18 protein-coding genes, 2 tRNA genes and 1 pseudogene are annotated in these 21,830 nt (G+C 70.5%); 5 read left to right on the forward strand and 16 right to left on the reverse strand.

The features are described from left to right. Nucleotides 1–7: 7 nt before the first annotated feature. A complete protein-coding gene (crgA, locus tag ACFY0I_RS07005; RefSeq protein WP_388891258.1) occupies nt 8–265 on the forward strand; it encodes a cell division protein CrgA in 258 nt (85 codons plus the stop codon). Nucleotides 266–404: 139 nt separating this feature from the next. On the opposite strand, the gene ACFY0I_RS07010 is transcribed toward crgA, so the two are convergent. After that, a complete protein-coding gene (locus tag ACFY0I_RS07010) occupies nt 405–1,280 on the reverse strand; it encodes a rhomboid family intramembrane serine protease (protein WP_388891261.1) in 876 nt (291 codons plus the stop codon). 108 nt (nt 1,281–1,388) lie between these two features. Next, nucleotides 1,389–1,937, reverse strand: a complete 549-nt coding sequence (locus ACFY0I_RS07015) for a peptidylprolyl isomerase (protein WP_388891812.1) — start codon at nt 1,935–1,937, stop codon at nt 1,389–1,391. 174 nt (nt 1,938–2,111) lie between these two features. Between ACFY0I_RS07015 and ACFY0I_RS07020 the strand changes: the two genes are divergently transcribed. Next, nucleotides 2,112–2,813 carry a DUF5324 family protein gene (locus tag ACFY0I_RS07020; protein WP_388891264.1) on the forward strand — a complete coding sequence of 234 codons (702 nt, stop codon included), beginning with the start codon at nt 2,112–2,114 and terminating at the stop codon, nt 2,811–2,813. Nucleotides 2,814–2,946: 133 nt separating this feature from the next. Here the strand turns inward: ACFY0I_RS07020 and ACFY0I_RS07025 are convergent, their stop codons facing one another. Next, nucleotides 2,947–3,525, reverse strand: coding sequence for a LysM peptidoglycan-binding domain-containing protein (locus ACFY0I_RS07025; protein WP_388891267.1), 579 nt, complete (start codon nt 3,523–3,525; stop codon nt 2,947–2,949). A 114-nt stretch (nt 3,526–3,639) separates the two neighbouring features. Next, the gene (locus tag ACFY0I_RS07030; RefSeq protein WP_388891268.1) at nt 3,640–4,119 is read right to left on the reverse strand and encodes a MarR family winged helix-turn-helix transcriptional regulator; all 480 of its coding nucleotides are present in this window, start codon (nt 4,117–4,119) and stop codon (nt 3,640–3,642) included. A 157-nt stretch (nt 4,120–4,276) separates the two neighbouring features. Here ACFY0I_RS07030 and ACFY0I_RS07035 point away from each other — a divergent pair, with 157 nt between their 5' ends. Then, entirely contained in the window at nt 4,277–5,731 is a 1,455-nt protein-coding gene (locus ACFY0I_RS07035) for an MFS transporter (protein ID WP_388891271.1), read from the forward strand. A gap of 138 nt (nt 5,732–5,869) precedes the next feature. Here ACFY0I_RS07035 and ACFY0I_RS07040 read toward each other — a convergent pair. Beyond that, a tRNA-Ala gene (locus ACFY0I_RS07040) sits at nt 5,870–5,942 on the reverse strand. 161 nt (nt 5,943–6,103) lie between these two features. Between ACFY0I_RS07040 and ACFY0I_RS07045 the strand changes: the two genes are divergently transcribed. Both ACFY0I_RS07045 and ACFY0I_RS07050 read left to right on the forward strand, forming a co-directional pair. After that, entirely contained in the window at nt 6,104–6,652 is a 549-nt protein-coding gene (locus ACFY0I_RS07045; RefSeq protein WP_362875149.1) for a DNA-binding protein, read from the forward strand. A 31-nt stretch (nt 6,653–6,683) separates the two neighbouring features. Continuing rightward, nucleotides 6,684–8,012, forward strand: coding sequence for a protein kinase (locus ACFY0I_RS07050; protein ID WP_388891274.1), 1,329 nt, complete (start codon nt 6,684–6,686; stop codon nt 8,010–8,012). Nucleotides 8,013–8,124: 112 nt separating this feature from the next. Here ACFY0I_RS07050 and ACFY0I_RS07055 read toward each other — a convergent pair whose 3' ends face one another. The 11 genes and pseudogenes from ACFY0I_RS07055 to dnaA all read right to left on the reverse strand — a co-directional run. Continuing rightward, nucleotides 8,125–9,438, reverse strand: coding sequence for a hypothetical protein (locus ACFY0I_RS07055; protein ID WP_388891816.1), 1,314 nt, complete (start codon nt 9,436–9,438; stop codon nt 8,125–8,127). Between the two features lie 122 nt (nt 9,439–9,560). Then, nucleotides 9,561–9,695, reverse strand: a complete 135-nt coding sequence (locus ACFY0I_RS07060) for a DLW-39 family protein (RefSeq protein WP_208809277.1) — start codon at nt 9,693–9,695, stop codon at nt 9,561–9,563. Nucleotides 9,696–9,852: 157 nt separating this feature from the next. Further along, a tRNA-Ile gene (locus ACFY0I_RS07065) sits at nt 9,853–9,926 on the reverse strand. A 118-nt stretch (nt 9,927–10,044) separates the two neighbouring features. Next, nucleotides 10,045–10,674, reverse strand: a complete 630-nt coding sequence (locus tag ACFY0I_RS07070; protein ID WP_362875145.1) for a DUF3566 domain-containing protein — start codon at nt 10,672–10,674, stop codon at nt 10,045–10,047. 2 nt (nt 10,675–10,676) lie between these two features. After that, nucleotides 10,677–13,301, reverse strand: coding sequence for a DNA gyrase subunit A (gene gyrA, locus ACFY0I_RS07075; RefSeq protein ID WP_388891277.1), 2,625 nt, complete (start codon nt 13,299–13,301; stop codon nt 10,677–10,679). 40 nt (nt 13,302–13,341) lie between these two features. Then, nucleotides 13,342–15,411 carry a DNA topoisomerase (ATP-hydrolyzing) subunit B gene (gyrB, locus tag ACFY0I_RS07080; protein WP_388891280.1) on the reverse strand — a complete coding sequence of 690 codons (2,070 nt, stop codon included), beginning with the start codon at nt 15,409–15,411 and terminating at the stop codon, nt 13,342–13,344. A 396-nt stretch (nt 15,412–15,807) separates the two neighbouring features. After that, on the reverse strand, nt 15,808–16,335 hold the full coding sequence (locus tag ACFY0I_RS07085) for a DUF721 domain-containing protein (RefSeq protein ID WP_388891283.1): 528 nt from the start codon (nt 16,333–16,335) through the stop codon (nt 15,808–15,810). Continuing rightward, nucleotides 16,332–17,468, reverse strand: coding sequence for a DNA replication/repair protein RecF (gene recF, locus ACFY0I_RS07090; RefSeq protein WP_388891286.1), 1,137 nt, complete (start codon nt 17,466–17,468; stop codon nt 16,332–16,334). The genes ACFY0I_RS07085 and recF overlap by 4 nt, the downstream gene beginning before the upstream one ends. Nucleotides 17,469–17,560: 92 nt before the next feature. After that, nucleotides 17,561–18,436, reverse strand: coding sequence for a phosphogluconate dehydrogenase (NAD(+)-dependent, decarboxylating) (gene gnd / locus ACFY0I_RS07095; protein WP_388891290.1), 876 nt, complete (start codon nt 18,434–18,436; stop codon nt 17,561–17,563). A gap of 220 nt (nt 18,437–18,656) precedes the next feature. Next, complete coding sequence (gene dnaN, locus ACFY0I_RS07100) at nt 18,657–19,787, reverse strand: DNA polymerase III subunit beta (protein WP_281210588.1); 1,131 nt, start codon at nt 19,785–19,787, stop codon at nt 18,657–18,659. An 865-nt stretch (nt 19,788–20,652) separates the two neighbouring features. Then, nucleotides 20,653–21,789 (reverse strand): annotated as a pseudogene (gene dnaA, locus ACFY0I_RS07105) (chromosomal replication initiator protein DnaA); the annotation flags it as partial. Nucleotides 21,790–21,830 lie beyond the last annotated feature (41 nt).

The raw sequence follows: 21,830 nt of genomic DNA on the forward strand, positions 1-21,830 counted from the left end.
GCCCCTCGTGCCGAAGTCACGTATCCGCAAGAAGGACGACTACACACCGCCGCCGGCGGGGAAGCAGGCGCAGTCGATCAGGCTGACGAACCGCAGCTGGGTCGCGCCGGTCATGCTGGCGTTCTTCCTCATCGGTCTCGCGTGGATCGTCGTCTTCTACGTGACCGATACCCAGCTGCCGATCGAGGCCCTGGGCAACTGGAACATCGTGGTCGGTTTCGGCTTCATCGCAGCGGGGTTCGGCGTCTCCACGCAGTGGAAGTAGGACGCGTCCGGCGCCGGCCCGAGGCGCATCCGGCGCCGGAACGCAAGCTCTCCCCATGAGTTATCCACAGCGTCATCCACACCTGAGGAAAAGACAGAAGATCTGTGGATAACTCTGTGGAGAGTTGACGCCGGTGTGATCAGGTGAGTGCGGCCGTCCGGACCAGGACCAGCGCCGCTGCCAGGAGGAACACCGCCGCGCACGTACCCCACTGGATGAGTGTGCGCTTGCGTCCCGTGGCCGGGCCGAGCAGGCCCAGCGCGACCAGCGCACCGGTCACCAGCCCGCCGATGTGGGCCTGCCAGGACACCGACCAGCTGCCGCCGAACGGTACGAAGGTCACCACGAGCATCAGTACCAACGTCACCATCACCGGCCGCATCTCGTAGCGCAGCCTGCGGGCGAGGACGACGGTGGCGCCGAGGAGCCCGCAGATGGCGCCGGAGGCGCCGAGCGTCGGGGTGTTCGGCGCGGTCAGCAGGTAGACGAGCGCGCTGCCGCCGAGCCCGGACAGCAGGTAGAGCGCCAGGTAGCGGACGCGGCCCAGGGCCGCTTCCAGCGGGCCGCCGATCACCCACAGGGCCAGCATGTTGCCGATGATGTGCCACCACTCGACGTGCAGGAACGTCGAGGTCAGCAGCCGGTGGTACTGGCCGGTGGCGACCCCTTCGACGGGGGCTCCGTAGTACTCGACGTAGCGGCCCAGCAGCTCCAGCTGGATGGCCAGCCCCGGAACCAGGAACGCCGCGAGGAAGACGGCCGCGTTGATCCCGATCAGGACCTTGGTGACGAGCACGGGATCGCCGGCGACGATCCCGCCCGCGACGGTGCGCGGGGCGTTGGCCGCGGCCGCGTGCCCCGTTCCCGAGCCGCCGCGCACGCACTCGGGGCACTGGAAGCCCACCGAGGCGCTGATCATGCACTCCGGGCAGATCGGGCGCTCACAGCGGGTGCACGTGATGCCCGTGTCACGGTCCGGGTGGCGGTAGCAGCCCGGCAGACGGTCGGTGTCCATCGGTCCCCTCGGTCGGCGGCGGGACAGCGGCGCCCCGCCGGTCCGGTACACAACCAGGACGGACGGGCGGGGCGGAAAGGTTCCCGGGAGACCGGGTCGGGGAGGCGGTCAGCCCTTGTCGAGGCTCGCGCCGCGCTTCTCGATGACGACGGACTGGATGATCACGTCGTCGAGCGGCCGTTCGGTGCGCGGGTTCGTCGCGCCGGCGGCGATGGCGTCCACGACCTTGCGGCCGGCCGCGCTGCTGACCTCGCCGAAGATGGTGTGCTTGCGGGTCAGCCAGGCGGTCGGGGCGACCGTGATGAAGAATTGGGAGCCGTTGGTCCCCGGCCCGGCGTTGGCCATGGCGAGCAGGTAGGGCTTCGTGAAGGCCAGGTCCGGGTGGAACTCGTCGGCGAACTGGTAGCCGGGGCCGCCGGTGCCGTTTCCGAGCGGGTCACCGCCCTGGATCATGAAGCCGCTGATGACGCGGTGGAAGACGGTGCCGTCGTAGAGCGGAGCCGTGGTCTTCTGGCCGTCCGTGGGCCGGGTCCACTCGCGGGCGCCCGTCGCGAGCTCCACGAAGTTGCGGACGGTCTTCGGGGCGAAGTTCGGCAGCAGCTCGATCTCGATGTCGCCGTGGTTGGTCTTCAGGGTGGCGTAGAGCTTCTCGGCCACGAGCCTGCCTTCCATAGTCATCACTGTCAGTCCCGATCCTCCCACGGAGGGCAGCGCCGCACAGAAATCCTCCACCCGTATGCCCTGTCACGCATGCCCGGCAGCGTCAGGGCAGGCATGATCCGACAAAGGGTGGAAAGGTGAACTGTGTCCGCCACCGAGGAGGAGAATCCCGTGACCCGCAAGGACAGCGTGCGCCTGGCCGCCGAAAGCGCCAGGGATACCGTCCGGCACGCAGCGGAAGTGGTGGCGCCGTACGCAGAAACCGCCAAGGACGCGGCTGTGCACTACGCACACGAGGCGAATGAGCGACTGGCGCCGATGATGTCGAGCGCGGCCAACGAGGCCGCCCGGCAAGCCCGTACGACGTACGACAGCCATGTGCATCCACGCCTGAAGCAGGCGCGCACCCACGTACCGCCGGGCGTTGACCGGGCCGCGACGCAGGCCGTGGTCTCCACGCGCCACGCGGCGCGGCAGGCCGCCGACTACACCCAGCCGAGGATCGAGAGCGCCATCGCGGCCGCCACGCCCGTGGCGGAAGAGGCCGCTTCCAGGTCGACCGCCGCCTTCGCGGCGCTGCGCGGCCAGGTGTCGGCGAAGGAGGTCCAGAAGCTGGTGCGCCGCCACGAGCGGCGCGCGAAGTGCGGCCGAGCGGCGCGCGGCGTCGCCCTGGTCGGCGTCGTGGCCCTGGGCGCCTTCGCGGCGTGGAAGTGGTGGGACCGCCAGTCCAACCCGGACTGGCTCGTGGAGCCCCCGGCGGCCACCGAGGTGTCGGACCGCGAAGCCGGCCCGGCCGCTTTCGACGAGGAACTGGCGCAGAAGGAGCGCGAGGCGGGGGCCGGCCCGGAGGGCTCCCCCGACAAGCAGCTCTGACAGACGGCTCCGAAGGCGTCGGCCCCCGAACGGGAGCGGCTCCGAGGAACGGCGGTACACGGGAAGGGGCCCGGATCCTGATGGATCCGGGCCCCTTCCCGTGTACCGGCATCACCTTTCCCGCGTACCGGCATCAGCCCGGGAGGGTGAGCACCATGCCCGGGTGGATGAGGTCCGGGTTGGGGCCGACGACGCCCCGGTTCATGGCGTAGAGCTCGCGCCAGCGGCCCTCGTTGCCGAGCTCGCGGCGGGCGATGGCGGACAGCGAGTCCCCGGCCCGGACCGTGTAGGTGCGCTTCGCCACCGGCTTGGGCGAGGCCGCGGGCTTGGGCGACACCGGAACGGCCTTGTGCGCGGCCGAAGTCGGGCTGGGCGCCGCGGGAGCCCCGGGCGCGGTGCTCCTGGGCGGCGCCGTGGCGGGCCGGGGCGTGCCCGCGGGCCTGGGCGCCACGGGCACCGCCTTGTGAGCGGCGGACGTCGGGCTGGGCGCGGCGGGGGCCGCGGCCGGCTTCGGCGGCGCGGCGGCGGCCATCCGGTCGGCGGCAGCCTTGGTGGCCGCCGCCGCGTCGGTGTACTTGGAGCCGATGTCCACCGGCGCGTTCGGCGCCGCGGGCGGGGAAGCCGCCGCGGACCGTTGTTCCACCTGTTCCCGCGTCTTCTGCGCCTCGTGTTCCTTCTGCTTGTCGGACTTCAGGAAATCGAAGAGTCCCATGTGCGTGCGCCTCCGGCGTGTGTGGCCCCCTGGCTCGGTGCCTGCCCCCCACTCTCGGACACGCCGGGCCCGGCGGCCCTGTGACTGGGCCGTACGGGGGACACCCGCGGGCCCCTACTGACGGGCCCGGCGGGCCGGGCGCGGGCTCTCCGACGGGGTGCCCAGGGAGCCCCCGACGAGCAGCTTCAGCCCGCGCAGGAGGGCTTCGCGGTCGGTCTCGGCGAGGGACCCGAGGGCCTCGGAATGCACCCGGTCGACGATCCGGGTGCTCTCGGCGGCCACGGCGGCGCCGCGCTCGGTGACCGCGATGACGCGGGCCCGGCGGTCGGTCGCGGAGGGCCTGCGCTCGGCCAGTCCGGCCTTCTCCAGCGCATCGACGGTGACGACCATCGTCGTCTTGTCCATGTCCCCGATCTCCGCGAGCTGGATCTGGGTGCGCTCCTCCTCCAACGCGTGCACCAGGACGCAGTGCATCCGGGCGGTGAGGCCGATCTCGTCCAGGGCAGCGGCCATGCGGGTGCGCAGGACGTGGCTGGTGTGGTCCAGGAGGAAGGAGAGGTCGGGCTCGGTCCGGGTGGGCGCCATCGCAGTCATGGGTCCAGGGTACAACTCGATCCGAAAAATATAGTCTGCAACAAAACTATCTGCTACGGTCGCACCAGTCGCCGAGCGCCGCACCACTCGGCATCCCGCACCACTCGGCACCCCGCACCGCCCCGCACCCCGCGCCACCTCACGACCGGAGAGACCGATGCCCGCCGCCACCGCCACCGCCGCCGCCCGCACCTCCCCCGCCGCCCCACCCGCCGGCGGCCTCCGCTCCCGCTGGACCGCCCTCGCCGTGCTCTCCACCGGCATGCTGATGACGATCCTCGACGGCAGCATCGTCACCGTGGCGATGCCCGCCATCCAGAGCGACCTGGGCTTCACTCCCGCCGGCCTCAGCTGGGTCGTGAACGCCTACCTGATCGCCTTCGGCAGCCTCCTGCTGCTGGCCGGCCGACTCGGCGACCTGATCGGCCGCAAGCGGATGTTCCTCGCCGGCACCGCCGTCTTCACCGCCGCGTCGCTGCTCGCCGGCTTCGCGACCTCCCCCGGGATGCTGATCGCCGCCCGGTTCCTCCAGGGCGTGGGCAGCGCCATGGCCTCCGCCGTGAGCCTCGGCATCCTGGTCACCCTCTTCACCGAACCCCGCGAACGCGCCCGGGCCATCGCCGTCTTCTCCTTCACCGGAGCCGCCGGGGCCTCGCTGGGCCAGGTCCTCGGCGGGGTGCTCACCGACGCCCTCGACTGGCACTGGATCTTCTTCATCAACCTGCCCATCGGGGCCGCCGCGCTCGCCCTGGCCCTGCCCGCGCTGCCCGCCGTACGGGGCCTGGGGCTGCGCGCCGGAGCCGACGTACTGGGCGCCGTACTGGTCACCTCGGGGCTGATGACGGGGATCTACGCCGTCGTCAAGGTCGAGGAGCACGGCTGGACCTCCGCGCACACCCTCGGACTCGGGACCCTCGCGGCCGCCCTGCTGGCCGGCTTCGTCGTCCGGCAGGCCAGGACCCGCAACCCGCTGATGCCGCTGCGGATCTTCCGCTCCCGCACCGTGACCGGCGCGAACCTGGTGCAGATGCTGATGGTGGCCGCGCTGTTCTCCTTCCAGATCCTGGTCGCCCTCCACCTCCAGCGGGTCCAGGGCTACGGCGCGGCCGAGACCGGCCTCGCGATGCTGCCCGCCGCCCTGGCGATCGGCGCCGTGTCCCTCGGCGTCTCGGCGCGGCTGAACGCCCGCTTCGGCGAGCGGACCGTCCTGCTCGCGGGGCTCGCCCTGCTCGTCGTCGGACTCGCCCTGCTCACCCGGCTGCCGGTCGACGCCGACTACGTCACCGACCTGCTGCCCGTGATGCTGTTGGCCTCCGGCTTCGGCCTGGCGCTGCCCGCGCTCACCACCCTGGGGATGTCCGGCGCCGGCGAGGAGGACGCCGGCCTCGCGTCGGGTCTGTTCAACACCACCCAGCAGATCGGCATGGCCCTCGGCGTCGCGGTCCTCTCCACCCTGGCCGCCTCCCGCACCGAGGCCCTGACGGCCTCCGGACACGGCCCCGCCGAAGCCCTGACCGGTGGCTACCACCTCGGTTTCGCCGTCGGCGCGGGCCTGCTGATCGTCGCCACCGCCCTCGCGGCCGGCCTCCTGCGCACGGGCCGACGCTCCTGAGCCCCGCGCGGCGCGACCCCCGAACAGGGCCGCCCCCCGGGCCCGTTCGGCCCGTACGAGCCCGGACCCGCCCGGAGCGGCCGTACGAAAAAAGGTCCCCTGACCAGCGTTTCCGCAGGTCAGGGGACCTTTCACATGTGGAGCCTAGGAGATTCGAACTCCTGACATCTGCCTTGCAAAGGCAGCGCTCTACCAACTGAGCTAAGGCCCCGAACGACGCAACGCGCCGCTCCCCCGAAAGGGAGAGGTCGTTCCGCAGGACAGAGTACCCGGTGTACCCCCTCATCCCGCAAAATGATAGGGACTCCCGCCCCGCGACCACGCTCCGTAAGATGCTCGCGAGGTTCGCACCAGCGAAGGGGAGTAGTAAGAGTGGACGCAGTACAGCAAGAGGCCACGGCCAGAGCCAGAGAGCTTCAGCGCAGTTGGTACGGGGAGCCGCTGGGCGCGCTGTTCCGACGGCTCATAGATGACCTCGGTCTCAACCAGGCCCGCCTCGCTGCCGTCCTCGGCCTGTCGGCGCCGATGCTGTCCCAGCTGATGAGCGGCCAGCGCGCCAAGATCGGCAATCCGGCCGTCGTCCAGCGGGTCCAGGCCCTCCAGGACCTCGCCGGCCAGGTGGCGGACGGAAGCGTCAGCGCGGCGGAGGCCACGGACCGGATGGACGAGATCAAGAACACCCAGGGAGGCTCCGTCCTCAGCAACAGCGGTCAGACCACGACGAGTTCCGGCGCTCCCACCGTCAAGCGCGTCGTCCGCGAGATCCAGTCGCTGCTGCGCTCGGTCTCCGCGGCCGGCGACATCATCGACGCGGCGGACACCCTCGCCCCCAGCCACCCGGAACTGGCAGAGTTCCTCAGGGTGTACGGCGCGGGCCGCACCGCGGAGGCGGTGGCCCACTACGAGGCCCACCAGAACTGACGCACGAGGATGACGGGGGACGGGCACAGCAATGGGTGAGGTCTTCGCCGGCCGGTACGAACTGGTCGACCCGATCGGACGCGGTGGCGCGGGCGCCGTCTGGCGGGCGTGGGACCACCGGCGGCGCCGCTACGTCGCCGCGAAGGTGCTGCTGCAGAGCGACGCCCACACCCTGCTGCGGTTCGTGCGCGAGCAGGCGCTGCGCATCGACCACCCGCACGTGCTGGCCCCCGCCAGCTGGGCGGCGGACGACGACAAGGTCCTGTTCACCATGGACCTCGTCGGCGGCGGCTCCCTCGCCCATGTGATCGGGGACTACGGCCCGTTGCCGCCCCGGTTCGTGTGCGCACTGCTCGACCAGCTCCTGTCGGGGCTGGCGGCGGTGCACGCGGAGGGCGTCGTCCACCGCGACATCAAACCGGCCAACATCCTGATGGAGGCCACCGGAACCGGGCGGCCGCACCTGCGGCTGTCCGACTTCGGCATCTCGATGCGCAAGGGCGAGCCCCGGCTGACCGAGACCAACTACGTGGTCGGCACGCCCGGTTACTTCGCCCCGGAACAACTCATGGGCGCCGAGCCCGACTTCCCCGCCGACCTCTACGCGGTCGGACTGGTCGCCCTGTACCTGCTGCAGGGCCGTAAGCCCGACTCCCAGGCCCTGGTGGACCACTTCCTGGCCCACGGCACCCCGGACGCCCCCGAGGGCGTCCCCGCGCCGCTGTGGGACGTCGTCGCGAACCTCCTGCACCCCGACCCCCAGGCGCGGTTCCGGACCGCCACGGGGGCCCGCAAGGCCCTCGCCGAAGCCGTCGAGCTGCTGCCGGCGCCCTCCCCCGAGCCGGACCCGGTCGAGGTGTTCGACCAACTCGGCCCGCTCCCAGCCGGTTTCGACCCCGAGGGCCCCCGGGCCCCCTCCGGCATCACGGCCCCCGGAGCCCCCACGGGCCCCCAGGCCGCGCCGGAGCCGTACGCGGCGACCGCCGCCCCCTCCGGGTCCGCAACGGGCCCCACGGCCGCTCCGGGCCCCGCCACGGCCCCCACCGCGGGCGCCGCCGGCGGGCCCACCCGGGCCGACGACCCGCGCGGTACGCCCCCGGCCGGCGCCACCGCCGGCTTCGGACCGCCGCCCGGCCACGGGCCCTCGGAGACGGGCAGCTTCCACCTGCCGCCCCCGGTCCACCCGGGCACGCCGACCGGGCCGGCCACCGCCCCGCACCCGCAACCGGTCCCGCACTCCGTCCCCGCACCGGCCCGCCGGGGCCGGGTCGCCCCGCCGCCGACCAAGGTCACCGCCGGCATCCTCACGGCGGCACTCCTCTGCTTCGCCCTGGGCATCTGGGCCCTGACCCAGGTCTGACCCCGGACCCCGGACCTCAAGCCCCGGACCCCGGGGCCCCGGACCCCAGGCCCCGGAACCCCGCACCGCACCGCACCGCACCCGCACCGCACCCGCACCGCATCCCGGGGCCCTAGACCGCCCTGCCTCCCCCGCCCCGCCGCGCCAGCAGCATCCACGCGCCGAGCCCGAGGAGCAGGACCGTCCCGGTCCCGAAGCCCGCGCCCGCCACGATCCGCATCACGGAGCGGTCGCCCTCCGCCGCGGCCGCCTCCGGAGCGGTGAGCCCCTCCTTCGCCGCCGTCCGGTCGGCGCCGCCGACCCCGAACCCGGCCGCGGTGAGGCTCTCCTTGTACGCCGGTCCCGAACGCGGGGTACCCGTCACCTCCAGCCGCAGCGTCAGCGGCACCGGGGTGGCGTCCTCGGTGAACTCCCCCACCTTCCCGCCCATGGTGACGGCGAGGTAGTACCACCCGGCCAGCCGCACGGGCCGCTGCTCGGTGTCGTCGGCGAAACGGTTCTCGTACGCCACCGGCGCGGTCTTCGCCAGCGTGACGGCCGCCTGCTTGCCGTCGTAGGAGGTGTCCTTGGAGTCCACGAGGGCTCGGTAGGGCGTGTAGAGCGAGACGGTGAGGCCGTTGGAGGCGGAGCCGTACTGCTTCGTCATCCTGGCCGCCGCGATCTCCGCGCCGACCCCCAGCTGTTGCCCCCAGTCCAGCGGCACCCGGTAGAAGCGCGTCTGTCCGGGGCGCAGGTCGTCGCGCCACACCCCGGAGTCCAGCGCCCGGGCATCGTTGAAACCGGTGCCGCCGGTACGGGCGACCGGGTCCGTGCCGGGCAGCGTCGGCGACGCCGAGGGCCAGACACTGGCGGCGGCGCTCGGCGCGGTCCCGGCGACGGGGGCCGGTTCGCGCTGGATCCGGATCTCGACCGGCCACGCGGCCCGGTCGGAGTCCTTCGCCGCGGACCGGGTGAGCTTGGCGTAGTAGGTCCCCCCGGCCTGGCAGTCGGCGTCCTCCTCCAGCCGCCGGGAGCCGACCGCCGCGACGGGCACCGCGTCGTAACCGAACGAGACCCTGCCCGGGTTGGCGGGGCAGGCCTTGCCGCCGGCGGTCATGATCTCGACCTCCAGACCGTCGCCGTAGCCCACCTTGGCGCCCGCGGGCGGGCGCAGCACCGCGGAGACGTACACGGTGGAGGTGCTGTCGAGACCGAGCCGGTAGACGCGTTCGCCGGGGGCGAGGGTGTCCTCGTAGACCGCGCCGACCTCCAGCAGCGGGGCGTCCGCCGTGGAGGGCTTGCCCGCGACCGGGACGGCGCCGTCCGCCACCCGGTACTCCGGCAGCGGCGGGGATCCGGGGCCGGCCGCGTACGCGGCTCCCGGCAGCCAGGCCAGCAACCCGAGGGCTGTCGCCCCGGCCAGCACCGTCTTGCGCACGCGCACCATCAGACCCACCCCGAGTTTGCTAACGCAAGCCAAATCTTTGCATACCCGAACAATTGCTCACAGAACAGCACGAAGCCCCGGCAGCAGCGGCAGCCGGGGCTTCATGAGATCAACCGTGGGTCTCACACACCGGAACCAGAGGGCACGGAGTCAGTTGCCTCCGTCCACAGGTCCTGCTCGGCGCGATCCGCCTGGATCTGGCGGTACACGAGGAGCCCGCCGATGGCGGCCAGTGCGACCAGGAGCAGCTTCTTCACCGCGCGACCTCGTCCTTCGTTGACGTTGGGGACTTCTGGCCGCCAACAATACACACCGACCGATATCCGACCGGTGCCCGTCGGCCGGCACCGAACCCCTCGACCGGCCCAACGAAGAAGGACCCCCAGGCCTTGGCCTGGGGGTCCTTCTTCACTGTGGGGCTAACAGGATTTGAACCTGTGGCCTCATCCTTATCAGGGATGCGCTCTAACCAACTGAGCTATAGCCCCATCCGCGCCGCGCGCTGACTCCTGAAGATTAGCGCACAGAGCGGGTCGAGCCAAAATCCGTTCCCACGGGCCTCTCCGCGGGCTTCCCCGCAGGTCAGTCAGTGGGTCTCTCAGCGGGTCATTCGTCCTCGGCCAGCGTGAGTTCCACGCCGCCCACGAAGCCCGCCGACAGGTTGTAGATGAACGAACCCAGCGTCGCCAGCGCCGTCATCAGCACCACGTCGATCACCGAGATCACCGAGGTGAAGATCAGCACCCGCGGCAGCGACAGGAACGACTGGAGGTCGAACCCGTTGCTCTCGTTCGATCCGGTCGCCTCGCTGATCGTGCCGCCGACGGTCGAGAAGATGCCCATGGCATCCATGACCATCCACAGCACGGCCGCCGCGACGATCGTGCACACGCCCAGCGCGATGGACAGCAGGAAGCTGACCTTCATCACCGACCACGGATCCGCCTTGGCGACCCGCAGCCGCGCCTTGCGCGTCCTCGGCGCCGTACGGACCCCCGGTCGGGCCCCGCGCTGCGCACCCGGGCCCGCCGGCGCCGCGTAGGCCTGCGGGGGCTGGTACGGCTGTCCGTCCCGGTCCTGGCCCTTGTCCGTCGGTGCCTTCGGCTGGGCCTTGGACTGCGCCTTCGACTTAGGTTCTCGGGTGTCCGTCACGGTTCCCCCCTGGGAGTCCGCGGCGGGGCCACGGGCACCGTTCGCTCCAGTTTTGGCCGGTCCGGCGCCCGTGGCTCCACTCACGCTTACTCCTCGTGCTCCCCTGCCGAGGGCTCCGTGCCCTCGGCGGCCTCGGCGGCCTGTCCGTCGACTGCCCCGGCCTCGATGTCCGAGTCGATGTCCGACTCGATCTCATCGGCCTCGTCAGCTTCCTGACCCGCCTCGGCGTTACGAGCGATGCCCACCACGGCATCGCGCTTGCCCAGGTTGATCAGCTGGACGCCCATGGTGTCACGGCCGGTCTCCCTGACTTCGTTGACTCGCGTGCGAATCACACCACCGCTGAGCGTGATGGCGAGAATCTCGTCCGTTTCGTCGACCACCAGCGCGCCGACGAGCGACCCGCGGTCCTCGACGATCTTCGCTGCCTTGATGCCCAAACCACCACGTCCTTGGACGCGGTACTCGTCGACCGGCGTCCGCTTGGCGTAGCCGCCGTCGGTCGCGGTGAAGACGAAAGTACCCGGCCGGACCACGCTCATCGACAGCAGCTCGTCGCCCTCGCGGAAGCTCATGCCCTTCACGCCCGAGGTCGCGCGGCCCATCGGACGCAGCGCGTCGTCGGTCGCGGTGAACCGGATCGACTGCGCCTTCTTGCTGATGAGCAGCAGGTCGTCCTCGGCGGACACCAGCTCCGCGCCGATCAGCTCGTCGTCGGCGCCGCTCTCCGTCTCGCGGAGGTTGATCGCGATGACGCCACCCGATCGGGGCGAGTCGTAGTCCTTGAGCGCCGTCTTCTTCACCAGGCCGCCCTTGGTGGCCAGGATCAGGTAGGGCGCCGCCTCGTAGTCGCGGATCGCGAGGATCTGGGCGATCTTCTCGTCCGGCTGGAAGGCCAGCAGGTTCGCCACGTGCTGACCGCGGGCGTCGCGGCCGGCGTCCGGCAGCTCGTACGCCTTGGACCGGTAGACGCGGCCCTTGTTCGTGAAGAACAGCAGCCAGTGGTGCGTGGTGGAGACGAAGAAGTGGTCGACCAGGTCGTCCTGCTTCAGCTTCGTGCCGCGCACGCCCTTGCCGCCGCGCTTCTGCGAGCGGTAGTCCTCGGTCTTGGTGCGCTTGACGTACCCGCCGTGCGTGATCGTGACGACGATGTCCTCTTCGGCGATCAGGTCCTCCATGGACATGTCGCCGTCGAAGGGCACCAGCTTGGAACGCCGGTCGTCGCCGAACTTCTCGACGATGACCGCGAGTTCCTCGCTGACGATCTGCCGCTGGCGCTCCTCGGAGGCCAGGATCGCGTTGTACTCGTTGATCTTCGACTGGAGCTCGTCGTGCTCGGCGACGATCTTCTGCCGCTCCAGGGCCGCCAGGCGCCGCAGCTGCATCTCGAGGATCGCGTTGGCCTGGATCTCGTCGATCTCCAGGAGGCCCATCAGGCCCTCGCGCGCGATCTCGACGGTGTTGCTGCGCCGGATGAGGGCGATGACCTCGTCGATGGCGTCCAGGGCCTTGAGCAGACCGCGCAGGATGTGGGCGCGCTCCTCCGCCTTGCGCAGGCGGAAGCGCGTGCGCCGGACGATGACCTCGATCTGGTGCTGCACCCAGTGGCGGATGAAGGCGTCGATCGACAGGGTGCGCGGCACGCCGTCCACCAGGGCCAGCATGTTGGCGCTGAAGTTCGACTGCAGGTCGGTGTGCTTGTACAGGTTGTTCAGCACGACCTTGGCGACCGCGTCGCGCTTCAGGACGATCACCAGGCGCTGGCCGGTCCGGGACGAGGTCTCGTCGCGGACGTCGGCGATGCCGCCGACGCGGCCGTCCTTCACCAGGTCGGCGATCTTCTGCGCGAGGTTGTCGGGGTTGGTCTGGTACGGGAGCTCCGTGACCACCAGGCACTGGCGGTTCTGGATCTCCTCGACCTCCACCACCGCGCGCATCGTGATGGAGCCGCGACCGGTGCGGTACGCCTCCTCGATGCCCTTGCGGCCCACGACCAGGGCGCCGGACGGGAAGTCCGGACCCTTGATGCGCTCGATGAGCGCGTCCTGGAGCTCCTCGTGCGTGGACTCCGGGTGCTCCAGCGCCCACTGGGCGCCGGCCGCGACCTCGCGCAGGTTGTGCGGCGGGATGTTGGTCGCCATGCCGACCGCGATGCCCGCGGAGCCGTTGACCAGCAGGTTCGGGAAGCGCGCCGGCAGGACCGTCGGCTCCTGGTTGCGGCCGTCGTAGTTGTCCGTGAAGTCGACGGTCTCCTCGTCGATGTCCCGGAGCATCTCCATGGCCAGCGGCATCAGCTTGCACTCGGTGTAGCGCATCGCGGCCGCCGGGTCGTTGCCCGGGGAGCCGAAGTTGCCGTTGCTGTCCACGAGCGGCATGCGAAGCGACCACGGCTGGGCCAGGCGGACCAGGGCGTCGTAGATCGAGGAGTCGCCGTGCGGGTGGTACGTACCCATGACGTCACCGACGACGCGGGCGCACTTGTAGAAGCCCTTCTCGGGCCGGTAGCCGCCGTCGTACATCGCGTACAGCACGCGACGGTGGACCGGCTTGAGGCCGTCCCGTACGTCGGGCAGCGCGCGGGACACGATGACGGACATCGCGTAGTCGAGGTAGGAGCGCTGCATCTCCGTCTCGAGCCCGACGGGCTCGATCCGCAGCACGGGCTGCTCCTCCGCGGGATTCTCGGCAGTGGGGGTGGTTTCGTCGGCCATTGCTGGTCAGAAGTCCTTTCAGGCGGTCATGGGAGCCGACTCAGATGTCGAGGAACCGAACGTCCTTGGCGTTGCGCTGGATGAAGGAGCGTCGGGCCTCGACGTCCTCTCCCATCAGCACCGAGAACAGGTCGTCGGCCTGCGCCGCGTCGTCCAGGGTGACCTGGCCGAGCACGCGGTGGTCGACGTCCATGGTGGTGACGCGCAGCTCCTCGGCGTTCATCTCGCCCAGACCCTTGAAGCGCTGGATCGAGTCTTCCTTGATCCGCTTGCCGTTCTGCTTGCCGAGCTCGACCAGGGCGTCGCGCTCGCGGTCCGAGTACGCGTACTCGAAGTCGTCGCGGCCCCACTTGATCTTGTAGAGCGGCGGGCGCGAGAGGTACACGTGCCCGGCCTCGACCAGCGGCCGCATGAAGCGGAACAGGAAGGTCAGCAGCAGGGTGTTGATGTGCTGGCCGTCGACGTCGGCGTCCGCCATCAGGATGATCTTGTGATAGCGGAGCTTCTCGATGTCGAAGTCCTCGTGCACACCGGTACCGAAGGCGCTGATCAGCGCCTGGACCTCGGTGTTCTGGAGGATCTTGTCGATCCGGGCCTTCTCGACGTTCAGGATCTTGCCGCGGATCGGCAGGATGGCCTGGTACATCGGGTTGCGGCCGGACTTCGCGCTACCGCCGGCGGAGTCACCCTCGACGATGAAGATCTCGCACTTGGTCGGGTCGTTCGACTGGCAGTCGGACAGCTTGCCCGGCAGCGAGGCGCTCTCCAGCAGGCCCTTGCGGCGCGTCAGGTCGCGGGCCTTGCGGGCCGCGACGCGGGCGGTGGCCGCCTGGATCGACTTGCGGATGATGTCCGCGGCCTCGACCGGGTTGCGGTCGAACCAGTCGTTCAGGTGCTGGTGGACGACCTTCTGCACGAAGGTCTTGGCCTCCGTGTTGCCCAGCTTGGTCTTCGTCTGGCCCTCGAACTGGGGCTCGCCCAGCTTCACCGAGATGATCGCCGTCAGACCCTCGCGGATGTCCTCGCCGGCGAGGTTGTCGTCCTTCTCGCGCAGGAACTTCTTCTCGCGCGCGTAGCGGTTGACCAGGCCGGTCAGCGCCGCGCGGAAGCCCTCTTCGTGGGTGCCGCCCTCGTGCGTGTGGATCGTGTTCGCGAAGGAGTAGACGCCCTCGGTGTACTGCGAGTTCCACTGCATCGCGATCTCGACCGAGAGCATGCGCTCCTTGTCCTCGGCCTCGACGTCGATGACGGTCGGGTGGATCAGCTCGCCCTTGCGCGAGTTGAGGTACTTCACGAAGTCGACGATGCCGCCCTCGTAGTAGTACTTCACCGTGCGCGCCGCGGGCTCGGTGACGTCCGCGTCGGGGTCGTCCGCGCCGACCGTGGCCTTCGCCGACTCGCGCTCGTCGGTCAGCGACAGGGTCAGGCCCTTGTTGAGGAAGGCCATCTCCTGGAAGCGCCGCGAGAGCGTCTCGAAGGAGTACTCGGTCGTCTCGAAGATGTCGGGGTCGGCCCAGAAGGTGACCGAGGTCCCGTGCTCGTCGGTCTCCTCGTTCTTGGCGAGGGCGGCCGTCGGGGCGCCGAGCTTGTAGTCCTGGGTCCAGCGGAAGCCGTCGCGCCTGACCTCGACCGCGACCTTCGTCGACAGGGCGTTCACGACGGAGACGCCGACACCGTGCAGACCACCGGAGACGGCGTAGCCGCCGCCGCCGAACTTGCCGCCGGCGTGCAGGACGGTCAGCACGACCTCGAGGGCCGGCTTGCCCTCGGAGGGGACGATGTCGACCGGGATGCCTCGGCCGTTGTCGATGACCCGGACCCCGCCGTCGGCGAGGATCGTCACGTCGATGGTGTCCGCGTGCCCGGCCAGCGCCTCGTCGACCGAGTTGTCGACCACCTCGTAGACGAGGTGGTGCAGACCGCGCTCACCCGTCGATCCGATGTACATGCCGGGCCGCTTGCGGACCGCGTCCAGGCCCTCCAGGACCTGGATGTTGCTTCCGGTATACGAAGATCCACCGGCCTCGGCGGCCTCGCCGCCGGCGGTGGACTCGTTCTTGTCGTTGGAGTTGCCGGAATCGGCCACGAAGCGCCCTTTCTGGCACAGCACAGGCCGTACTCCGGGCCAGCAGGCATGCAAGCAGGAGCGGCTGCGTCGATCTGCGTTGTCAGCGTTTGTCACCGGTACTCGACTGGTGATCCCGCAACTGGGCGGGATTGTCTCCAGTCTACCGGTACCACTGACATGAATGGGGGTTTGCCGGTACCTGAGTACGCATGTGCCGCCCTGAACCTCCTCTCTCCGACTCCCCATATCCGGGGAGGGGCTCAAAGTGGCTCACACGGGCATCCAGAGCTTCGGCCTGTCAACCCGCGACTACCGTGAGGGACACCACCCGCGACCGGGTCCCGCCGGCCCCGTCGGGGACGGGCCGCAACAGGCCGGAAGCCGCCGCTCCCGGGGGAACGACGGCTTCGGGAAGTGCGCGGGCGGCGGACGCCCGGGTCACCCGTAGGTGTCGCCCGGGCCCGTGCTGCCCGGGCTGCGCCAGGGTCCGTACCGCTTCGGCCGGCCACCCGGCCCCTGCACCTTGATCAGCCGGACGGTGCCCTGCCCCAGGTCGGCGTTGAGCCGCGCCACCAGCTGCGGGGCCAACAGCTTCAGCTGCGCCGCCCACGCCGAGGAATCGCAGCGCACGACCAGCTCGCGGTCCTCGTACCGCTCCGGTACGCAGTGCGCCGCGATCTCCGGGCCGACGATCTCGGGCCAGCGCTCCATCACCCCGGCCACCGCCATCGGCATCTCCCAGCCGCGTTCGGTGCGCAGCCGGTCCAGCGCCGCCATCAGCGGCATCGGGTCCCGGCCGTCCGCCCGGGCGCCCGAGCGGAGCCCCGGCTGGTAGGGGCGCTTCTTCCCGCTGACCGCGTTGCCCCGGGCCCGGGCCTGCTCCCGGGCGGCGGCGAGGGCCTGGCGCGCCAGGTCCACCCCGGAGGGTTCCGGGGTCCTGCGCTCCTCCTGCCCGCCGGCGTTCACAGTCGGGTCACCTCGCCGCCGGAGACCGCGAAGCGCGTCCCCGTCAGTACGGACGGCACGTCGTCGTCCACCGCCGCCGTCACCAGGACCTGCTCGCCCGGAGAGACCAGCTCCGCGAGCCGCTCGCGGCGCCGGACGTCGAGCTCCGCGAACACGTCGTCGAGGACCAGCACCGGCTCGGCGCCCTCCGAGCGCAGCAGCTCGTAAGAGGCCAGCCGCAGCGCGAGCGCGTACGACCAGGACTCGCCGTGGCTGGCGTAGCCCTTGGCGGGCAGCTCGCCGAGGCGCAGCAGTACGTCGTCGCGGTGCGGGCCCACGAGGGTGACGCCGCGCTCGATCTCCTGTTTGCGGACTCCGGTCAGCGCGGCCAGCAGGACCTCGTGGAGCGCCTCGCGGGTGCGTGCGTCGCCGCTGTCGACCGGTTCGCCGGCCGAGGACTTGTAGCTGAGGCCGAGGGGGCCGCCGCCGGGCGCGAGCTGTTCGTAGGCCTTGTCGGCGAGCGGCAGCAGCGTCCCGATCAGGTCGAGCCGCTGGGCCAGCAGCTCCGCGCCGACGCGGGCCAGGTGCTGGTCCCACACGTCGAGGGTGGAGAGGTCCATGGAGCGTCCGCCGTGCCGGCGGGCCATCGCCGCGGATTTCAGGAGGGTGTTGCGCTGTTTGAGCACCCGCTCGTAGTCGGAGCGGACGGCAGCCATCCGCGGCGACCGGGCGGTGACCAGGTCGTCCAGGAAGCGGCGGCGCTCGCCGGGGTCGCCCTTGACCAGGGCGAGGTCCTCGGGGGCGAACAGCACGGTCCGTACGATCCCCAGCACGTCCCGGGGCCTGACCTGCGAGGACCGGTTGATGCGGGCCCGGTTCGCGCGGCCCGGGTTCAGCTCCAGCTCCACCAGCTGTTGGCGCTCGCCCTGGGTGACGGCGGCCCGGATGACGGCGCGTTCCGCGCCCATCCGGACGAGGGGGGCGTCCGAGGAGACCCGGTGGCTGCCGAGCGTGGCGAGGTAGCCGATGGCCTCGACGAGGTTCGTCTTGCCCTGCCCGTTGGGCCCCACGAAAGCCGTGACGCCCGGACCGAGGGGTACCTCGGCCCGGGCGTACGAGCGGAAGTCGGCCAGGGAGAGATGCGATACGTGCATTCGGCGCCGACCTCCCCCGGCTTCCTGCTGTCGTGCTCTTGGTACTGGTGGTACTGGTGGTGCTGGTCCTGCTCGTGGTGCCGGTGCGGTCGCTACTTCTTCTCGACCGCGTGGCCGCCGAACTGGTTGCGCAGCGCGGCGATCATCTTCATCTGCGGGGAGTCGTCCTGGCGGGACGCGAACCGCGCGAACAGCGACGCGGTGATCGCCGGGAGCGGCACCGCGTTGTCGATGGCCGCCTCGACCGTCCAGCGGCCCTCGCCCGAGTCCTGCGCGAAACCGCGCAGCTGCTCCAGGTGCTCGTCCTCGTCCAGCGCGTTGACGGCCAGGTCCAGGAGCCAGGAACGGATGACCGTGCCCTCCTGCCAGGACCGGAAGACCTCGCGGACGTCGGTGACGGAGTCGACCTTCTCCAGGAGCTCCCAGCCCTCGGCGTAGGCCTGCATCATGGCGTACTCGATGCCGTTGTGGACCATCTTCGCGAAGTGGCCCGCGCCGACCTTGCCCGCGTGCACGGCGCCGAAGTCACCCTCGGGCTTGAGGGCGTCGAACACCGGCTGGACGGCCGCGACGTGCTTCTCGTCGCCGCCGTACATGAGCGCGTAGCCGTTCTCCAGACCCCAGACGCCGCCGGAGACGCCGCAGTCGACGAAGCCGATGCCCTTGGCCTTCAGCTCCTCGGCGTGCTTCTCGTCGTCCGTCCAGCGCGAGTTGCCGCCGTCCACGACGATGTCGCCGGGCGAGAGCAGCTCGCCCAGCTCGTCGACGGTGGACTGGGTCGCCGCGCCGGCGGGGACCATCACCCACACCACACGGGGGGCCGGCAGGCTGTCCACAAGTTCCCGCAGGCTGTGGACATCCGCGAGGTCCGGGTTGCGGTCGTATCCGATGACGGTGTGGCCTGCGCGGCGGATGCGCTCGCGCATGTTGCCGCCCATCTTGCCGAGACCGACGAGACCAAGCTCCATCAACTGGTTCCTTACGCGTTGTGGCCGTCGTTGCCGCGGGCTCCCCGGCCTACCGGGTCACCCACCGGATCCGAGCCTACGCCGGGGCGTGCGGGGCGGCCCCACGGGCCGTGGCGTCCGTCCAGGAAGTCCCCAGGCGTTCTGGACTCCCCGGAGCATGTCCTGTGGACGCCGTCGGGCCCGGTCCCGCGGCATGCGAGAACGGGCCCGACGGGGAGACTCAGCCGGACAGGCGCACCGGCATGATCAGGTACTTGTAGGCCTCGTCGGCCTCCGCGTCGACCGCGGGGCGGCCACTGAGCAGCGCCGGCTTCGTCGAGGTGGTGAAGCTCAGCTGCGCGGCCGGCGAGTCGATCGCGCTGAGGCCGTCCAGCAGGAAGGTCGGGTTGAAGGCGATCGAGATGTCGTCGCCATCGAGCTTCGCGTCGACGCGCTCCACAGCCTGTGCGTCGTCGCTGGAACCGGCCTCCAGGATCAGGACGCCCTGCTCGAAGCTCAGCCGGACCGGCGTGTTGCGCTCGGCGACCAGGGCCACGCGCTTGACGGCCTCGACGAACGGGGCGGTCTCGATCACCGCGATGGAGTTGAACTCCGTCGGGAAGAGCGTGCGGTACTTCGGCAGGTCGCCTTCGAGCAGCCGGGTGGTGGTGCGGCGGCCGGCGCCCTCGAAGCCGATGAGGCCCTCGCCCGCGCCGGAGCCCGAGAGCGCCAGCGTGACGGTGTCGCCGCTGGTGAGGGACTTGGCGGTGTCCAGGAGCGTCTTCGCCGGCACCAGGGCCACGGCGGAGGCGTCCGGGTTCTCCGGCTTCCACAGGAACTCGCGGACCGCGAAGCGGTAGCGGTCGGTGGAGGCCAGGGTGACGCGGTCGCCCTCGATCTCGATGCGGACACCGGTCAGCACGGGCAGCGTGTCGTCGCGGCCGGCGGCGATGGCGACCTGGGCGGCGGCGGACGCGAAGACCTCACCGGGCACGGTGCCGGTCGCGGTCGGCATCTGCGGCAGCGCCGGGTACTCCTCCACAGGCAGGGTGTGGAGTGTGAATCGTGAGGAGCCGCAGACCACGGTCGCCCGTACACCGTCTGTGGAAATCTCCACCGGACGGTTCGGCAGGGCGCGGCAGATGTCGGCGAGCAGGCGGCCGGACACCAGGACGGTGCCGTCCTCCTCGACGTCCGCCTCGACGGAGACCCGGGCCGAGACCTCGTAGTCGAAGCCGGAGAGGGACAGCGTGCCCTCCTCGGCCTTCAGCAGCAGGCCCGCGAGTACCGGCACCGGCGGCCGGGCCGGGAGGCTGCGGGCAGCCCAGGCCACCGCCTCTGCGAGTACGTCGCGCTCCACCCGGATCTTCACCGGAACCGCCTCCTGCTGTTGCTCGCTCGTCTGCCGGCCTTCGTCGTCGGCTCGTCGGTGCCTCGACCGGTTGCCGGGGACCAGTCTGACGTACGGCGCCGACAGTCGTTGCGGCCGGCGGTCAAGTCGGGGACGAGGCGGCGGCGAGCTCGATCGACGAGTTGTGCACAGGACCTGCTTGAAAACCGAAACCGGCCTAACTCTCCATGGGGGTAGTAGTAGGGCCTGTGGAAACGGTGGATAAGCCCGTTCTCGCAGGTCAGCCCCTGTTTTTTATCCCCACACCCTGTGGGTGGCACCGGTGGACAACACGGTGTCTCTGTGGAGAACGAAAACTTCTGCACAGGCCGTCCCCAGACGACCCCCACTACTCCACAGGTGTGTCCCCAGCTTTTCCCCAGTGCTCCACAGACCAAACGTCGACATCCGTGTGACGGCTTTCACTCGGGGCGGTGACGGGAGGTGCCGGGTTGCCGAACAGTGGACAACGGTGTGGAGAACCCCGCGGATCCTGTGCACAGGGTGCGGGAACCTGTGGGCCGCCGGTGGACGGAGCCGTGGATGAGCCTGTGGATGAATTTTTTGTCCACAGGCTGTGGATCGGGCTTGCGCACAATTCCACAGGCGACTGACCTGCCCTGATGGGCCCTCAACCTGCGGCCCTGTGGACAGATTGTGGGCGGCGAGAACTGTCCTCAGGCTGTGGACGGAAGAAAGTCGGCCAATCTGTGGATGAGTTGCTCCCCAGGGGGCGTATTCGAACAGAGCAGGGGCGCACGGTCGGAAAAGGGCGCCCCCGGTTAAGCCCGGAAGCGCCCCTGTCCTGGCGTTTGAAGGGTCCTGGCACGGCTGCCCGGAGCCCGCGTCAGGCGTTCTTGATGCGGTTGGTGAGCTCCGTGACCTGGTTGTAGATGGACCGTCGTTCCGCCATCAGGGCCCGGATCTTGCGGTCCGCGTGCATGACGGTGGTGTGGTCGCGGCCGCCGAACTGGGCCCCGATCTTGGGCAGCGACAGGTCCGTCAGCTCCCGGCACAGGTACATGGCGATCTGCCGCGCGGTGACCAGCACCCGGCTCCGCGAGGAGCCGCACAGGTCGTCCACGGTCAGCCCGAAGTAGTCGGCGGTGGCGGCCATGATGTCGGAGGCGGTGATCTCCGGCGCGCTGTCCTCGCCGCCCGGGATCAGGTTCTTCAGCACGTCCTCGGTCAGCCCGAGGTCGACCGGCTGCCGGTTGAGGCTTGCGAACGCCGTCACCCGGATCAGCGCCCCCTCCAGCTCGCGGATGTTGCGCGAGATGCGGGAGGCGATGAACTCCAGTACCTCCGGCGGGGCGTTGAGCTGCTCCTGGACGGCCTTCTTGCGCAGGATCGCGATGCGGGTCTCCAGCTCGGGCGGCTGGACGTCGGTGATCAGGCCCCACTCGAAGCGGTTGCGGAGCCGGTCCTCAAGGGTGACGAGCTGCTTGGGCGGCCGGTCCGAGGACAGCACGATCTGCTTGTTGGCGTTGTGCAGCGTGTTGAAGGTGTGGAAGAACTCCTCCTGCGTCGACTCCTTGCTCGCGAGGAACTGGATGTCGTCGACCAGCAGGATGTCCATCTCGCGGTAGCGCTTGCGGAAGGCGTCGCCCTTGCCGTCGCGGATGGAGTTGATGAACTCGTTGGTGAACTCCTCGGAGCTCACGTACCGCACCCGGGTGCCGGGGTAGAGGCTCCGCGCGTAGTGCCCGATGGCGTGCAGCAGGTGCGTCTTGCCGAGGCCCGACTCCCCGTAGATGAACAGGGGGTTGTACGCCTTCGCCGGCGCCTCGGCGACGGCCACCGCGGCGGCGTGCGCGAAGCGGTTGGAGGCGCCGATGACGAAGGTGTCGAAGAGGTACTTCGGGTTCAGTCGGGCGGTCGGCTCCAGCGGTCCCGACGTGGAACCACCGGACGGGGCCGGCGGCGGCGCGGGGCGTCCGGGTGCCGGGCGCGGCGAGGGCTGCTCGTACTGCTGGTTCTCGTACTTCTGCTGCTCGTACTTCTGTTGCTCGTAGGAGGACTGGT

This window comes from Streptomyces sp. NPDC001568, assembly GCF_042893755.1.
GTDB lineage: Bacteria > Actinomycetota > Actinomycetes > Streptomycetales > Streptomycetaceae > Streptomyces.

Bases quoted from the DNA above. Each gene is read 5' to 3' on its own strand.
- ACFY0I_RS07010 (WP_388891261.1), bottom strand. From the start codon at position 1,280: ATGGACACCGACCGTCTGCCGGGCTGCTACCGCCACCCGGACCGTGAC.
- ACFY0I_RS07025 (WP_388891267.1), bottom strand. From the start codon at position 3,525: ATGGGACTCTTCGATTTCCTGAAGTCCGACAAGCAGAAGGAACACGAG.
- ACFY0I_RS07030 (WP_388891268.1), bottom strand. From the start codon at position 4,119: ATGACTGCGATGGCGCCCACCCGGACCGAGCCCGACCTCTCCTTCCTC.
- ACFY0I_RS07035 (WP_388891271.1), top strand. From the start codon at position 4,277: ATGCCCGCCGCCACCGCCACCGCCGCCGCCCGCACCTCCCCCGCCGCC.
- ACFY0I_RS07050 (WP_388891274.1), top strand. From the start codon at position 6,684: ATGGGTGAGGTCTTCGCCGGCCGGTACGAACTGGTCGACCCGATCGGA.
- ACFY0I_RS07055 (WP_388891816.1), bottom strand. From the start codon at position 9,438: ATGGTGCGCGTGCGCAAGACGGTGCTGGCCGGGGCGACAGCCCTCGGG.
- gyrA (WP_388891277.1), bottom strand. From the start codon at position 13,301: ATGGCCGACGAAACCACCCCCACTGCCGAGAATCCCGCGGAGGAGCAG.
- recF (WP_388891286.1), bottom strand. From the start codon at position 17,468: ATGCACGTATCGCATCTCTCCCTGGCCGACTTCCGCTCGTACGCCCGG.
- gnd (WP_388891290.1), bottom strand. From the start codon at position 18,436: ATGGAGCTTGGTCTCGTCGGTCTCGGCAAGATGGGCGGCAACATGCGC.